General features: G+C 56.6%; 12 protein-coding genes. 3 read left to right on the forward strand and 9 right to left on the reverse strand.

From position 1 onward, the window contains the following. Nucleotides 1–2: 2 nt before the first annotated feature. Entirely contained in the window at nt 3–461 is a 459-nt protein-coding gene (locus tag ACOTX3_RS19825; RefSeq protein ID WP_013096713.1) for a DMT family transporter, read from the reverse strand. Between the two features lie 4 nt (nt 462–465). Next, a complete protein-coding gene (locus ACOTX3_RS19830; protein WP_058660712.1) occupies nt 466–900 on the reverse strand; it encodes a DMT family transporter in 435 nt (144 codons plus the stop codon). A 96-nt stretch (nt 901–996) separates the two neighbouring features. Here ACOTX3_RS19830 and ACOTX3_RS19835 point away from each other — a divergent pair, with 96 nt between their 5' ends. Beyond that, nucleotides 997–1,938 (forward strand): LysR family transcriptional regulator, encoded by a 942-nt coding sequence (locus ACOTX3_RS19835; RefSeq protein WP_058678957.1) that lies wholly within the window; start codon nt 997–999, stop codon nt 1,936–1,938. Here ACOTX3_RS19835 and ACOTX3_RS19840 read toward each other — a convergent pair whose 3' ends face one another. Both ACOTX3_RS19840 and ACOTX3_RS19845 read right to left on the reverse strand, forming a co-directional pair. Then, nucleotides 1,939–2,967: a methionine synthase gene (locus ACOTX3_RS19840; protein WP_013096710.1), complete on the reverse strand. Its 1,029-nt coding sequence runs from the start codon at nt 2,965–2,967 to the stop codon at nt 1,939–1,941. A 27-nt stretch (nt 2,968–2,994) separates the two neighbouring features. Then, nucleotides 2,995–3,969, reverse strand: a complete 975-nt coding sequence (locus ACOTX3_RS19845; protein WP_250116789.1) for a DUF1852 domain-containing protein — start codon at nt 3,967–3,969, stop codon at nt 2,995–2,997. A 171-nt stretch (nt 3,970–4,140) separates the two neighbouring features. Between ACOTX3_RS19845 and ACOTX3_RS19850 the strand changes: the two genes are divergently transcribed. Then, complete coding sequence (locus tag ACOTX3_RS19850; protein ID WP_013096708.1) at nt 4,141–4,680, forward strand: DUF2058 domain-containing protein; 540 nt, start codon at nt 4,141–4,143, stop codon at nt 4,678–4,680. Nucleotides 4,681–4,686: 6 nt separating this feature from the next. Here the strand turns inward: ACOTX3_RS19850 and ACOTX3_RS19855 are convergent, their stop codons facing one another. Continuing rightward, a complete protein-coding gene (locus ACOTX3_RS19855) occupies nt 4,687–5,373 on the reverse strand; it encodes an RluA family pseudouridine synthase (RefSeq protein WP_058678956.1) in 687 nt (228 codons plus the stop codon). A gap of 90 nt (nt 5,374–5,463) precedes the next feature. Then, entirely contained in the window at nt 5,464–6,069 is a 606-nt protein-coding gene (gene azoR / locus ACOTX3_RS19860; protein WP_013096706.1) for an FMN-dependent NADH-azoreductase, read from the reverse strand. A 204-nt stretch (nt 6,070–6,273) separates the two neighbouring features. Between azoR and hrpA the strand changes: the two genes are divergently transcribed. Beyond that, nucleotides 6,274–10,176 carry an ATP-dependent RNA helicase HrpA gene (gene hrpA / locus ACOTX3_RS19865; RefSeq protein ID WP_047351784.1) on the forward strand — a complete coding sequence of 1,301 codons (3,903 nt, stop codon included), beginning with the start codon at nt 6,274–6,276 and terminating at the stop codon, nt 10,174–10,176. A gap of 495 nt (nt 10,177–10,671) precedes the next feature. Here the strand turns inward: hrpA and ACOTX3_RS19870 are convergent, their stop codons facing one another. From ACOTX3_RS19870 to ACOTX3_RS19880, 3 genes are all read right to left on the reverse strand, one after another. Further along, a complete protein-coding gene (locus ACOTX3_RS19870; RefSeq protein WP_058678955.1) occupies nt 10,672–11,331 on the reverse strand; it encodes an O-methyltransferase in 660 nt (219 codons plus the stop codon). An 84-nt stretch (nt 11,332–11,415) separates the two neighbouring features. Beyond that, nucleotides 11,416–12,795 (reverse strand): efflux transporter outer membrane subunit, encoded by a 1,380-nt coding sequence (locus ACOTX3_RS19875; RefSeq protein ID WP_250116790.1) that lies wholly within the window; start codon nt 12,793–12,795, stop codon nt 11,416–11,418. Next, on the reverse strand, nt 12,792–13,874 hold the full coding sequence (locus ACOTX3_RS19880; RefSeq protein WP_058678953.1) for an HlyD family secretion protein: 1,083 nt from the start codon (nt 13,872–13,874) through the stop codon (nt 12,792–12,794). The genes ACOTX3_RS19875 and ACOTX3_RS19880 overlap by 4 nt, the downstream gene beginning before the upstream one ends. Nucleotides 13,875–13,886: the final 12 nt, after the last annotated feature.

The following is a 13,886-nucleotide window of genomic DNA, read 5'->3' on the forward strand; positions in this document are numbered from 1 at the left end:
CGTTACTCGTGGGGAGGGGCGTTTTTACTGCCTGAGTAAATGAAAAACAGCGCAATACCCAGGCAGAGGACGGCGGCCAGTCGGCTCATCGAAAACGGAATGGCCGCATTGCCCAGCCAGCCAAAGTTATCAATCAGCATACTCATGGTGAGCTGACCAAAAATTACCGCGACCGTGGCGACGGCGGTGCCGATGCGTTGCACCGCCAACACCATGATCACAATGTACGGTACGCCAAACATTGCCCCGAGAAGCTGCCATTTCGGCACGTCCAGCAGGGTGACTGTCTGTTTTGGTTCAAAGAAAAAAATCAGCAGGGCGGTGACCAGCGCGCCAACGGAGAACGTCAGGAACGCGCTTTTGAATACGCCCACGCGGCTGCCAAGTTGCCCGTTGATCGCCGCCTGAACGCTTAGCGTCGCGCCGCCGCACACGGCCAGAATAATCATCATCAGTGTCATCGTGTTACCCCTGTGCGACCAGAATCAGTGCCGCAATTATAAAACCCAGCGCGACGACTCGTTTCGCGTTGATCTTCCTGTGCGGTGTCCCCAGCAGACCGTAATGGTCGATCAGCAGGCTTTTAAAAACCTGCCCTGCCAGAATGCCAATCATCGTCAGGGCGATGCCGATGGCCGGGGTGGCGAGGGTCAGGATCACCACGTACACCGGGCCAAGTACCCCGCCGAGCAACTGCCAGCCAGGTTGGGCAAAAAACGACGGGCTGTTGCGCGGGCTGAAGAACAGCATCAGCAGAAACGTCAGCGCGGCGCCGACGCCAAAAATGCTGAACGTGGCCCATAAATCACCGACTTTTCCACCCAACGGCCCCAGCAGGCCAGCCTCTACGGAAAGCCCCATCCCCCCGGCAATCACCAGTAAAATCAAAACAAGCTGCATTGTTATTCCTCCGTTTTGCAGGCGGAGAAGATTACGTCGGTCTGGTCATGAGAAAAATGCCATAATGCAGGAAACACCTTTGCAGGATATGCACGAATGTACGACGCCGGGAGCATGAACCTCCGTTCGCTGAAGATTTTTATCGCGGTTTTTGAAGCCGAAAATTTTTCCGTGGTCGCGCGTCGCGAGGGCCTTTCCGCCTCGCAGGTTTCGCGCATTATCCACCAGCTTGAGGACGCACTCGGCCAGCAGCTTTTTTACCGCAATACCCGGGCGGTGATCCCCACAGAAAGTGGTCATCTGTTTATCCGCTATGCCAGGGAGATGATGACGAGTTTTGAGGAGGCTCGTCGGGAGCTGGATGCACGTGCAACGGAGCCTTCCGGCACGATCCGCATTAATGCACCGGTCTTTTTCGGCCAGCGGCACATTGCGCCAGGGCTGCCTGGTCTGACGGCGCGCTATCCGCGGCTGAATATCGAGCTGACGCTGACCGATGATTTTATCGACCCGCACAAGAATGCCGCCGACGTGATCTTTCGCATCGGCGTGCTGACGGACTCCACCTTTCACGCGCGCATTTTTGGTCAGCAGCGCTACCATCTGGCCGCCTCGCCGGACTATCTGCGACAGCACGGCGCACCGCAAGGGCCGGACGATCTGGCGCATCATAAATGCCTGGTCTACCGTGGTTCGTCGGGGCCTAACCGCTGGCTGTTGCGCGGTGCGGGGGAGGAGTGGGTGCACTACCCGGTGATGCCATTAATGACGTCAAATAATGCGGAATCGCTGCTTGCTGCCGCGCTGGGCGGGATGGGGATTGTGCTGTTTCCGGACTGGCTGATTGGCGACCGCGTGCAGCAGGGCGAACTGATCGCACTCCTGCCAGGGCTGGAGTGCGCCATTCATACGGAGCCCCTGAATATTGCGGCGATCTACCCAAACGCGCGGCATCCGCCCCTTAACGTCAGGGCGGTGATTGATCATTACGTCGGGTGTTTCGGTACGCCGCTCTACTGGCAAACGCAGGGCAGGTGATTACGCGCCAAGCTCGTTGCGGATAATCGCGGCTCCGGCGCTCAGCGCCTTCAGCTTACCGTTGGCAACCTGACGGGAAAGCGGCGCCATACCGCAGTTGGTTGACGGGTAAAGCTTGTCGGCATCGACAAACTGCAGCGCTTTACGCAGGGTGTCAGCCACTTCTTCCGCGGTTTCAATGGTGTTGGTTGCCACGTCGATGGCGCCTACCATCACTTTTTTGCCGCGGATCAGCTCCAGTAGATCCATCGGCACGCGGGAGTTGTGACACTCCAGCGAGATGATGTCGATATTCGATGTCTGAAGCTTAGGAAACGCCTCTTCATACTGACGCCATTCTGAGCCAAGGGTCTTTTTCCAGTCGGTATTGGCCTTGATGCCGTATCCGTAACAGATGTGCACCGCTGTTTCGCATTTCAGCCCTTCAATGGCACGCTCCAGCGCCGCAATCCCCCAGTCGTTGACCTCATCAAAAAAGACATTAAATGCCGGCTCATCAAACTGAATGATATCGACACCTGCGGCCTCTAACTCTCTTGCCTCCTGATTGAGGATTTTAGCGAACTCCCAGGCCAGCTTTTCGCGGCTTTTATAGTGCGCGTCGTAAAGGGTGTCGATCATGGTCATTGGCCCCGGCAGGGCCCACTTGATTGGCTTATCCGTGAGCTGGCGTAAGTATTTTGCGTCGTCCACGAACACCGGTTTTTGACGCGCCACGGCGCTGACCACCGTCGGCACGCTCGCATCGTAGCGGTTACGAATGCGCACGGTCTGACGGTTTTCAAAATCCACGCCGCTGAGGTGTTCAATAAAGGTGGTCACAAAGTGCTGGCGCGTCTGTTCGCCATCGCTGACGATATCAATCCCCGCGCGGATCTGCTCATCAAGCGATAAACGCAGCGCATCCTGCTTACCGGCCAGTAACTCCTGATCCTCTAATTTCCACGGTGACCACAGCGTTTCAGGTTGTGCAAGCCAGGTTGGCTTAGGCAGGCTGCCAGCGGTTGACGTCGGGAGCAATGTTTTCATATGTATAACCCTTTTAAATTCGATTAATTAACGCGCGTAGTTATCAGACCACTGCTCGAGTACGTGTTTGTAAGGTTTGATAAATTGTTCTTCCGTGAATTTACCCTGCTCAATGGCCAGCTGGCTGCGTTCAACACGGTCGTAAACAATTTTGGTTAATGAGTGATCCTGCTGATTCAGATCGGGGCGATAGCAGTGTCCTGCCGCCGAGTTAGCGTTATAAATTTCCGGGCGATAGATCTTCTGGAACGTCTCCATCGTGCTGATGGTGGCGATCAGTTCAAGATTGGTGTAATCACTGAGCAAATCGCCGGTGAAGAAGAAGGCAAACGGCGCCACGCTGTTTTCAGGCATGAAATAGCGTACCTTCAGGCCCATTTTCGCGAAGTACTGCTCCGTCAATGACTCGCCATCCGGCGTGTACTCAATGCCCAGCACCGGGTGCTGGTTACCCGTGCGACGATAAGTGTCTTTGCTGGACACGCTCAGGCAAATCACCGGTGCTTTTTTGAAATTCTCCCGGTATTCCGGTGAATTAACAAAATGGCGGAAGATATTGCCGTGCAAGACACCAAACTTCTCCGGAATGGTGAAATGGGGCTGGTTTTTATTATGCTCCAGCAGCAGGACGCTGAAATCGTAATCGCGCACGTAAGAGGAGAAGTTATTGCCGACAATACCGTCGATGCGTTCATTGGTTTTTTTATCGACGATTGTGGTTTGCAATATTTCAATGGCCGGGAAGGTTTTCTCCCCACCAATATTCAGATCCACAGAGACGATCTCAAGCTCGACCGCGTAACGATCGGCATTGGGGTTATCCCAGCGCGCCAGGGCGTTAAAGCGGTTATTGATCATCACCAGGGTATTACGCAGGTTCTCCTGACGTTTTTCCCCGCGGGCGAGGTTGGCAAAGTTGGTGGTCGTACGCGTATTCTCTGACGGGTTATAATTTTCATCGAAGCAACTGCGCTTAAGGGTAAATGTAAAAGCTTTACTCATCTTGGTTATGCATCCTAAGTTCATGTTGCCAGGAAGTTATCAATGCATAATTTATGCCTGACGCGGTGGCGCAGGGGAAGTGACTTAATTTCACAGCAACATGAGCGAACTTCATGAACTGCTCAGTTCCAGTTATACTGCCCAAAATTTCCAACCGGTTTAAACACACTCATGACAAAACTCACCTTACAAGAGCAGATGCTGAAAGCGGGCTTAGTCTCCAGCAAGAAAATGGCCAAAGTTCAGCGCACGGCCAAGAAATCCCGCGTGCAGGCGCGTGAGGCCAGAGAGGCGGTAGAAGAGAACAAAAAAGCGCAGCTTGAGCGTGACAAACAGTTGAGCGAGCAGCAAAAACAGGCCGTGCTCGCCAAAGAGTTTAAGGCGCAGGTGAAGCAGTTGATTGAGATGAACCGCATCACGGTGGCAAAAGGCAACATCACCTTTAACTTCACCGACGGCAATTTGATCAAAAAAATCGAGGTGGATAAGGCAACCCAGACCCAGTTAATTAACGGTCGTCTGGCCATCGCACGTCTGGTGATTAACGCTAATGGCGATTGCGAATACGCCATTATCCCGGCGGTGGTGGCGGATAAAATTGCCCAGCGCGATGCCGACAGTATTGTGTTAAATAGCGCCCTGAGTCAGGAAGAGCAGGATGAAGACGATCCGTATGCCGATTTCAAAATCCCTGACGATTTGATGTGGTAAGACGGTTCAGAACGGTGCGGCGTGACGGGCGTTAACCGGCTCGCCGCTCACCGGATGAATAAAATTCAACTGACTGGCATGCAGCATCAGCCTCGGCGTTGTTCCGCTGCCAGGCCACGTCCGTCCTCCATATAAATCGCAGCCTAAAATCGGGTGGCCCAGCAGCTGACAGTGAATGCGCAACTGGTGGGTTCGCCCCGTTTCAGGCGTCAGTTCTACCCGCGTGAGCGGCATCGCCGCGTTTTGATGCAGGCGTTCCACCACCCGATAGCGGGAACGGGCGGGTTTGCCGTTAACGGCACAGATCGACATCAGCGGAAACAGCGCCGGGTCTTTGGCAATCGGCGCGTCAATTATCCCTTCATTGTTTTCCAGGTGGCCGCAAAGCAGGGCGCTGTAGACTTTTTCCACGCTGCGCTGGCTGAACTGCTGACACAGCGCGGCGTTGATCGGCTTATTACGTGCAATCACCATCAGGCCGGACGTGCCAAAATCCAGGCGATGCACCAGCGTGCAGCCAGGAAAGTTTTGAACCAGACGATAGTGCACCGAATCGAGATTTTGCGGATTTTTACCCGAGAGGCTAAGCAGACCGGAAGGTTTATTGATCAGCAGCAGATGTTCATCCTGCCAGAGGATCTCAATGTCGTCATGACACGGTGGGGCAATAAAAGAATCAATAATCGCAGACATCAGGCCGCCCGGCTGGAGAGTGGGAGCGGATGATAACGAAATGCGGGAGAAAAGAAAAACCCTCTCACCGGGCGGTGAGAGGGGGAAATCTTAGGCAGCCACCAGGCTGTCGATCGCGGCTTTCGCGTCGGTCTGTGCTTTGGTCGCCACTTCAGGACCGTAAGCGATACCTTCTGCAAACACGAAGTTCACGTCGGTGATCCCGATGAAGCCCAGGAACAGGCTCATGTAAGGCGCAACCAGGTCGGTTGGGGTATCTTTATGAATACCGCCACGGCTGGTCAGCACGATGGCACGCTTGCCTTTCACCAGACCTTCCGGGCCATTTTCGGTGTAACGGAAGGTAACGCCAGCGCGAGCCACCAGGTCGAAGTAGTTCTTCAGCTGGGTTGGGATGTTGAAGTTGTACATTGGGGCGTTGATCACGATAACGTCGTGCGCCTGCAGTTCAGCAATCAGCTCATCAGAGAGCGCCAGGGCTTCCTGCTGGCGTGGGCTCAGCGGTGCATCGCTTGGACGCAGCGCGCCAACCAGCTCGCCATCCAGCACAGGAATTGGGTTTGCAGCCAGGTCACGCACGGTGATTTGGTCTGCGGAATGGTGTTCACGCCACTGTTCAACGAAGTAATCAGACAGCTGACCAGACTGAGAGTACCCTGCCAGAATACTGGATTTCAAAACTAATACTTTGCTCATGGGTGATTCCTGTTTTGCATTTGATTGAAGGGGGTTGCCCCGTTGCTTGTTGACACTTTATTCACAATCCTGCCACAGAGATAGCGCAATATATCGAAGCCTATGTTCGAATTTTTTGAATAAGGCGTGGAAAGCGCTGATGTGGTACTCTATAGCAATCATTACAAAGAGATTTTATCCGGCAGTGCACTGCCCGTTAATGCTATGACAGAACAACAAAAATTGACCTTCCCGATGCTCCTGCAACAGCTTGATTCACTGATGCTGCGCGATAAACAGCGCTTTGCTCGCCGCTTGCACGGGGTGAAGAAGGTTAAAAATCCTGATGCACAACAGGCCATTTTCCAGGAGATGGCGAAAGAGATTGAACAGGCGGCAGGGAAAGTTGTGCTGCGCGAAGCGGCACGTCCGGCAATCACTTATCCGGAAAATCTGCCCGTCAGTCAGAAAAAGCAGGAGATCCTCAACGCGGTGCGCGACCACCAGGTGGTGATCGTGGCGGGGGAGACCGGCTCGGGGAAAACCACACAGCTGCCAAAAATCTGTATGGAGCTCGGCCGCGGAGTGAAGGGCCTGATTGGTCATACCCAGCCGCGTCGTCTGGCGGCGCGTACCGTGGCGAACCGTATTGCCGAGGAGCTGCAAACGGAGCCGGGCGGCTGCATCGGTTATAAGGTGCGTTTCAGCGACCATGTGAGCGATAACACCATGGTCAAGCTGATGACCGACGGTATCCTGCTGGCGGAAATTCAGCAGGATCGTCTGCTGATGCAGTACGACACCATCATTATTGATGAGGCGCACGAGCGCAGTCTGAACATCGACTTCCTGCTCGGCTACCTTAAAGAGCTACTGCCGCGTCGTCCGGATCTGAAAATTATAATCACTTCCGCGACCATCGACCCGGAGCGTTTCTCAAAACATTTCAATAACGCACCGATTATTGAAGTCTCCGGCCGTACCTATCCGGTAGAAGTGCGCTATCGCCCGATCGTGGAGGAGGCGGAGGATACCGAGCGCGACCAGTTGCAGGCTATTTTCGATGCCGTTGACGAACTGGGCAATGAGAGCGCGGGCGACATTCTGATTTTTATGAGTGGCGAGCGTGAGATCCGCGATACCGCCGACGCGCTCAGCAAGCGCGATCTGCGCCACACGGAAATTTTGCCACTTTACGCACGTCTCTCCAACAGTGAACAGAACCGCGTGTTCCAGCCGCACAGCGGGCGCCGCATCGTGCTGGCAACCAACGTGGCGGAAACCTCGCTGACCGTGCCGGGCATCAAGTATGTGATTGATCCGGGTACGGCGCGTATCAGCCGCTACAGCTACCGCACCAAGGTACAGCGTCTGCCGATTGAGCCGGTTTCACAGGCGTCGGCCAACCAGCGTAAAGGGCGCTGTGGACGTGTGTCGGAGGGGATCTGTATTCGTCTCTATTCAGAAGACGATTTCCTCTCCCGCCCGGAGTTTACCGACCCGGAAATCCTGCGCACCAACCTGGCTTCCGTCATCCTGCAGATGACCGCGCTGGGGCTGGGCGATATCGCCGCTTTCCCGTTTGTCGAAGCGCCGGACAAACGCAATATTCAGGACGGCGTACGCCTGCTGGAAGAGCTGGGGGCGATCACCACTGACGAGCAGGCCACCGCGTATAAACTGACGCCGCTGGGACGGCAGCTCAGCCAGTTGCCGGTGGACCCGCGTCTGGCGCGCATGGTGCTGGAAGCGCAAAAACACGGCTGCGTGCGTGAGGCGATGATCATCACCTCGGCGCTCTCAATACAGGATCCGCGTGAACGGCCAATGGACAAACAGCAGGCGTCGGATGAGAAACACCGTCGCTTCCACGACAAAGAGTCGGATTTCCTTGCCTTCGTGAACCTGTGGAACTACCTCGGCGAGCAGCAGAAAGCGCTGTCATCTAACCAGTTCCGCCGTCAGTGCCGCGTGGATTTCCTCAACTACCTGCGCGTGCGCGAGTGGCAGGATATTTATACCCAACTGCGCCAGGTGGTGAAAGAGCTCGGTATTCCGGTGAACAGTGAACCGGCGGAGTACCGAGAGATTCACATCGCATTGCTGACCGGACTGCTGTCCCATATCGGCATGAAGGACGCCGAAAAGCAGGAGTATACCGGCGCGCGCAACGCCCGTTTCTCCATCTTCCCCGGCTCCGGGTTGTTCAAGAAACCACCCAAGTGGACCATGGTTGCTGAACTGGTGGAAACCAGCCGTCTGTGGGGGCGTATTGCCGCGCGTATCGATCCGGAATGGGTGGAGCCGGTGGCGCAACACCTGCTGAAACGCTCATACAGTGAACCGCACTGGGAGCGCGCGCAGGGGGCGGTGATGGCAACCGAAAAAGTGACCGTCTACGGCCTGCCGGTGGTGGCCGCGCGTAAGGTCAACTACAGCCAGATTGACCCGGCGCTGTGCCGCGAGCTGTTTATCCGCCACGCGCTGGTGGAGGGCGACTGGCAGACGCGTCACGCCTTCTTCCGTGAAAACCTCAAGCTGCGTGCTGAAGTGGAAGAGCTGGAGCACAAATCCCGTCGTCGCGACATTCTGGTGGATGACGAGACGCTGTTCGAATTTTACGACCAGCGCATCAGCCACAATGTCATTTCCGCCCGTCACTTTGACAGCTGGTGGAAGAAGGCCAGCAAAGAGACGCCGGACCTGCTCAACTTTGAAAAGAGCATGCTGATTAAAGAAGGGGCGGAGTCGGTCAGTAAGCTCGACTACCCGAACTTCTGGCATCAGGGCAACCTTAAGCTGCGGCTGACCTATCAGTTTGAGCCGGGAACGGATGCGGATGGTGTCACCGTTCATATCCCGCTGCCACTGCTAAACCAGGTGGATGAGAGTGGATTTGAGTGGCAAATTCCCGGCCTGCGCCGCGAACTGGTGATTGCGCTGATCAAATCGCTGCCGAAACCGGTGCGGCGTAACTTTGTTCCGGCCCCTAACTACGCCGAAGCGTTTTTAGGCCGCGTCACGCCGCTGGAGATGCCGCTGCTGGATGCGCTGGAGCGTGAGTTCCGCCGCATGACCGGTACCACGATTGACCGCGAAGACTGGAACTGGGATCAGGTGCCCGATCACCTGAAAATCACCTTCCGCGTGGTGGACGATAAAAACAAGAAGCTGCAGGAAGGCCGTTCGCTCACCGCGCTGAAAGAGGCGCTGAAAGGCAAAGTGCAGGAGACCTTATCCGCGGTGGCGGATGATGGGATTGAGCAGAGCGGGCTGCACATCTGGAGCTTTGGTCAGCTCCCCGAAAGCTACGAGCAAAAACGCGGTAACTACAAAGTGAAGGCCTGGCCTGCGCTGGTGGATGAGCGCGACAGCGTGGCGATCAAGCTGTTTGATAACCCGCAGGAACAGCAGCAGATGATGTGGCGCGGGCTGCGCCGCCTGCTGCTGCTCAACATCCCGTCGCCGATCAAGTATCTGCACGAGAAGCTGCCGAACAAAGCCAAGCTGGGGCTGTACTTTAACCCGTACGGCAAAGTGCTGGATCTGATTGACGACTGCATCTCCTGCGGCGTGGACAAGCTGATCCACGAGGCGGGCGGTCCGGTCTGGTCAGAAGAGGGCTTTGCTCAGCTTCATGAAAAGGTACGCGCGGAGCTGAACGACACCGTGGTGGATATTGCCAAACAGGTCGAGCAGATCCTCACCACCGTGTTCAATATCAACAAACGCCTGAAAGGGCGCGTGGATATGACCATGGCGCTGGGGCTGTCGGATGTCAAAGCGCAGATGGCGGGCCTGGTGTACCGGGGCTTTGTCACCGGCAATGGCTTCAACCGTCTCGGCGACACGCTGCGTTACCTGCAGGCGATTGAAAAACGGCTGGAGAAAATGGCCATCGATCCGCATCGTGACCGTGCCCAGATGCTGAAAGTTGAAAACGTGCAGCAGGCGTGGCAGCAGTGGTTAAACAAACTGCCACCGGCACGTCGTGACGATGAAGACGTTCAGGCGATCCGCTGGATGATCGAAGAGTTACGCGTCAGCTTCTTTGCCCAGCAGCTCGGTACGCCGTATCCGATTTCGGATAAACGTATTTTGCAGGCGATGGAGCAGATTTCGGCTTAACACCCTGTTTTCTCCCTCTCTCTCCGGGCTGAGGGATCCCCATAAATAATGCCTGCACAGACGGCCCCCTCTCCCTTTGGGAGAGGGCTGGGGTGAGGGGGAACATACGGCTGTGGAGGTCATTCCGTTCACTTTATGTTCCTTGCTACTCTGTAACGGCATGACTTGTGAACGTGCCAGGGCGGCTCAGTCGCCGCCGCCCTGGCGACCCGGGCTCCCGGCGGTAAATCGCCGCTTCGCGGTGCCTTCGGCTTATTCCTTCCGGCTTATCGGGGACGGGCGGATGTAACGTCCCTGTAAAGCCGCCCTCTCGGCGCATCCATGCGCCTCGCCCCGGCCTGCAGGAAACGCCTCAGCGATTTACAGCCGGACCAGGGCGTCGCTGTAAGTCATTCATTTTCCTGAAGCAACATTCATCGCTTTCGGTAAAAAATTACTGGGGATCCCTCTCCCGGTGGGAGAGGGCCGGGGTGAGGGCATCAGGCCGCACAATTTTCACCCGTTCACAATTGCCAGCGTAAACCCATCCCACCCCTTAACCCCGACCGTTTGCAGCGCGGTGGTGGTTAAGCGCGGATTGTCCCCCATCATCTCGATAAACCGGCGAACACCCTGCACGCGCGCGTCGTCGCTTTGGCCGTTAATCACTTCGCCATCGCGCACCACGTTATCGCCGATAATCACCGTGCCGGGGCGAGAGTAGTGCAGCGCCCATTCGAGGTAGCCGGGATTGTTTGGCTTATCAGCATCAATAAAGATCAGGTCGAACGGCGGAACGTCGCCGAAATTTTCCAGAGAAGTCAGCGCCGGGCCTTCGATGAGTTCAATGCGTTGGTTGAGACCGGCAAGCTGAATATTCTGCCGCGCCACGCGGGCATGCGTGGAATCGGCCTCAAGCGTAATCAGCTTTCCGTCCGGCGGCAGGGCGCGCGCCATCCAGATTGAACTGTAAGCACCCAGCGTACCGATCTCCAGAACGAGCCGTGCCTGCGTCATGCGCACGAACAGCGCCAGCAGTTGCCCCTGATTGGCCGCAACATCGTGTTCGGGGAGTCCGGCGCGCTGGTTGTTTTCCAGTACCTTGCTCAGTACCTCATCTTCAGGAATAAGCGACGAAATCATGAAATTATCAACTGCAGACCACTGTTGTTGCATAAATTGTCTCCTGAGGGGGAATCGCCGGGTGGCGGCTGCGCCTGACCCGGCCTGTGTGACGAAATCCAGGCCCGTTAAGCGCCTTCAGACATTGACCCAACCGCCGCCCAGCGCTTTATACAAATCAATCTGCGCCAGCAGCAGGTTATTTTTCACCTGCACCACGTTGGTTTGCACCGAGTAAAGTGTACGCTGTGCGTCGAGTACATCCAGATAAGATGAATAGCCGTTGCGATAGCGGTTCTGCGCAATGCGCAGCGTCTCCTGGGCCACCTCCTGCTGGGCCAGCAGTTCGCTAAGTTGTTCCTGATAACGCGTAATGGCGTCAAGGCTGTTGTTCACTTCGGCAAACGCATTGCGCACGGTTTTCTCATAGGCGTACAGCGCCTGATTACGCTGCGACTGGGAGATATCCACCTGCGCATTCAGCGCCTGGCGGTTCAGCAGCGGGGCGAGAATACTGCCGCCTGCGCTCCAGAGCTGTAACGGGTTGTCCAGCAGGCCGGAAAGGGTGCGATCCTGAATCGATCCGGTCGCCGTCAGGTTGATCGACGGCAACAGGCTGGCGCGCGAGGCGGCAAGGCTGGCATCGGCCGCAATAAGCTGACGCTCCGCCTGAACGATGTCAGGTCGTCGGTTAAGCAACGATGACGGCAACTGTGAAGGCAGCCTGAGCGGGGTAAGCATGCTGAAGCTTTCACTGCGCGCCACCTCGCCCGGGTTACTGCCCAGCAGCAGACTCAGGGCATTCTCTTGCTGCGCGATCTGATGCAGCAGCAGCGGCACCTGCGCCCGGGTGGCCCGCAGCTCAGAGTCAGACTGCATCAGCTCCAGGCGCGAACTGTAGCCCGTTTCAAACTGCCGTTTAGCAAGATTAAATGCCTCTTCGCGTGATTTCAGCGTGGACTCTGTGACGCGAAGCTGTTCGTCAAGCGAGAGCAGGGTGACATACCCGGAGGCCACCGACGAGGCGACAGTTAAATCTGCGGCAGCGGCGGCGGCTTTTTGCGCCTCCAGCGAGGCCTGCGCGGCATTGGCCGTGCTGCGGTTGACGCCCCAGATATCCACATCATAGCTGGCGGTGAGGCTGCCTTTGTACAGCGTACTGTATACCGGTAACCCCGTGGCGGCCGATTGCGTCCGGGCGCGGGTGCCGGTTACGCCCGCATCCAGCGACGGAAACAGGCTGCCGTCAGCGGCATAGACTCTTGCCTGATACTCATTGATCCGTTCGCGGGCGATCAGCACGTCGCTGTTATTTTTCAGCGCCTGATCCACATAGCGGTTGAGATTGTTGTCGTGAAAATTTCGCCACCACAGCTGTTCAGGCGAGCTGGCAGGGCCGGATGCCGCCCGCCACTGGGCAGGAATGTGCAGTGACGGTTGGGCAGGTTTTACATCCACCGACTGGCATCCGGTAAGCAGAACGGCAACCAGCAGGCAGGCTAGCGGGCGAAGGGTCATTGCTTCGCCTCCCGCGTATCAATGGTCACCTGTACCGACATGCCAGGACGTAGCAGTGCTGACTCTTCAGGTTTACCCAGCACTTCGATACGCACCGGAATACGCTGGGCGATTTTGACAAAGTTCCCGGTGGCGTTATCCGGCGTGATGGCGCTGAATTCGACGCCGGTCGCCGGGGAGATGCTCTCCACGCGGCCCTGATAGGCTTTGTTATTGAGCGCATCGACGGTAAATTTCACCGGCTGGCCCACGCGCAGCTCCGCGAGCTGGGTCTCTTTAATATTGGCGATCACCCAGTGCTGCGGCGGTACCAGGGTGGTGAGATGGGTTCCGGCCGTGACATACGCGCCCAGACGCACCGCGATCTGCCCCAGCTGGCCGTCACGCGGCGCCACGATGCGGGTGTTTTGCAGATCGATTTGTGCCAGCTCCAGCGCCGCTTTGGCGTTTTCCACATCCGCCTCCAGCGCACCGCGGTTCACAATCACCGTCTGCAGATCCTGGCGCGACATCTCAAGCGTCGCTTTGGCCTGCTCAATATCGGCGCTGCCCTGGGCCGCGCTGGCCAGCGCCGCGTCGCGTTCGCGGACGGAGAGCGAGCCGTCAGCCGTCAGATCTTTCACCCGCTTTAAATCCGCCTGGGTTTTCAGACTCTGGGCGCGGGCATTTTTCAGCGCAGCGTCATTTTTTGCGATGACGGCTTCCGCGCTTTTACGCTGCTGGAGATTGTTATTCAGGGCGGCAATTTTCATCGCCAGCTGCGCCTCGGCCTGATGTACCCGCTGGCGATAGATACGGTCATCGATCTGCAGCAGCAGCTCGCCTTTTTTAACCTGCGCGAAATCCTGTACCTTCACCTCGGTGATATAGCCATTTACCTGCGGGCTGATGAACGTGGTCTGGCCGCGCACGTAAGCGTTATCGGTAAACTGCGCGTGGCGGGTGAACGGCGGGAGCTGCCACGCGTAAAGGATCACCAGCACGCCGACAATACCGATTGCCGCGGCGGTGAAAACGGAAACAATGCGCACATTTTTGCGGGTGTTGGCCTGCTCTTTGGCGGCATCCTGCTGACTCATAAACTCTCCAGA

The organism is Enterobacter cloacae complex sp. IR5384 (genome assembly GCF_049237265.1).
GTDB lineage: Bacteria > Pseudomonadota > Gammaproteobacteria > Enterobacterales > Enterobacteriaceae > Enterobacter > Enterobacter cloacae.

Bases quoted from the DNA above. Each gene is read 5' to 3' on its own strand.
- hrpA (WP_047351784.1), top strand. From the start codon at position 6,274: ATGACAGAACAACAAAAATTGACCTTCCCGATGCTCCTGCAACAGCTT.
- ACOTX3_RS19845 (WP_250116789.1), bottom strand. From the start codon at position 3,969: ATGAGTAAAGCTTTTACATTTACCCTTAAGCGCAGTTGCTTCGATGAA.
- ACOTX3_RS19870 (WP_058678955.1), bottom strand. From the start codon at position 11,331: ATGCAACAACAGTGGTCTGCAGTTGATAATTTCATGATTTCGTCGCTT.
- ACOTX3_RS19880 (WP_058678953.1), bottom strand. From the start codon at position 13,874: ATGAGTCAGCAGGATGCCGCCAAAGAGCAGGCCAACACCCGCAAAAAT.
- ACOTX3_RS19850 (WP_013096708.1), top strand. From the start codon at position 4,141: ATGACAAAACTCACCTTACAAGAGCAGATGCTGAAAGCGGGCTTAGTC.
- ACOTX3_RS19840 (WP_013096710.1), bottom strand. From the start codon at position 2,967: ATGAAAACATTGCTCCCGACGTCAACCGCTGGCAGCCTGCCTAAGCCA.
- ACOTX3_RS19875 (WP_250116790.1), bottom strand. From the start codon at position 12,795: ATGACCCTTCGCCCGCTAGCCTGCCTGCTGGTTGCCGTTCTGCTTACC.
- ACOTX3_RS19835 (WP_058678957.1), top strand. From the start codon at position 997: ATGTACGACGCCGGGAGCATGAACCTCCGTTCGCTGAAGATTTTTATC.
- ACOTX3_RS19830 (WP_058660712.1), bottom strand. From the start codon at position 900: ATGCAGCTTGTTTTGATTTTACTGGTGATTGCCGGGGGGATGGGGCTT.
- ACOTX3_RS19855 (WP_058678956.1), bottom strand. From the start codon at position 5,373: ATGTCTGCGATTATTGATTCTTTTATTGCCCCACCGTGTCATGACGAC.
- ACOTX3_RS19825 (WP_013096713.1), bottom strand. From the start codon at position 461: ATGACACTGATGATGATTATTCTGGCCGTGTGCGGCGGCGCGACGCTA.
- azoR (WP_013096706.1), bottom strand. From the start codon at position 6,069: ATGAGCAAAGTATTAGTTTTGAAATCCAGTATTCTGGCAGGGTACTCT.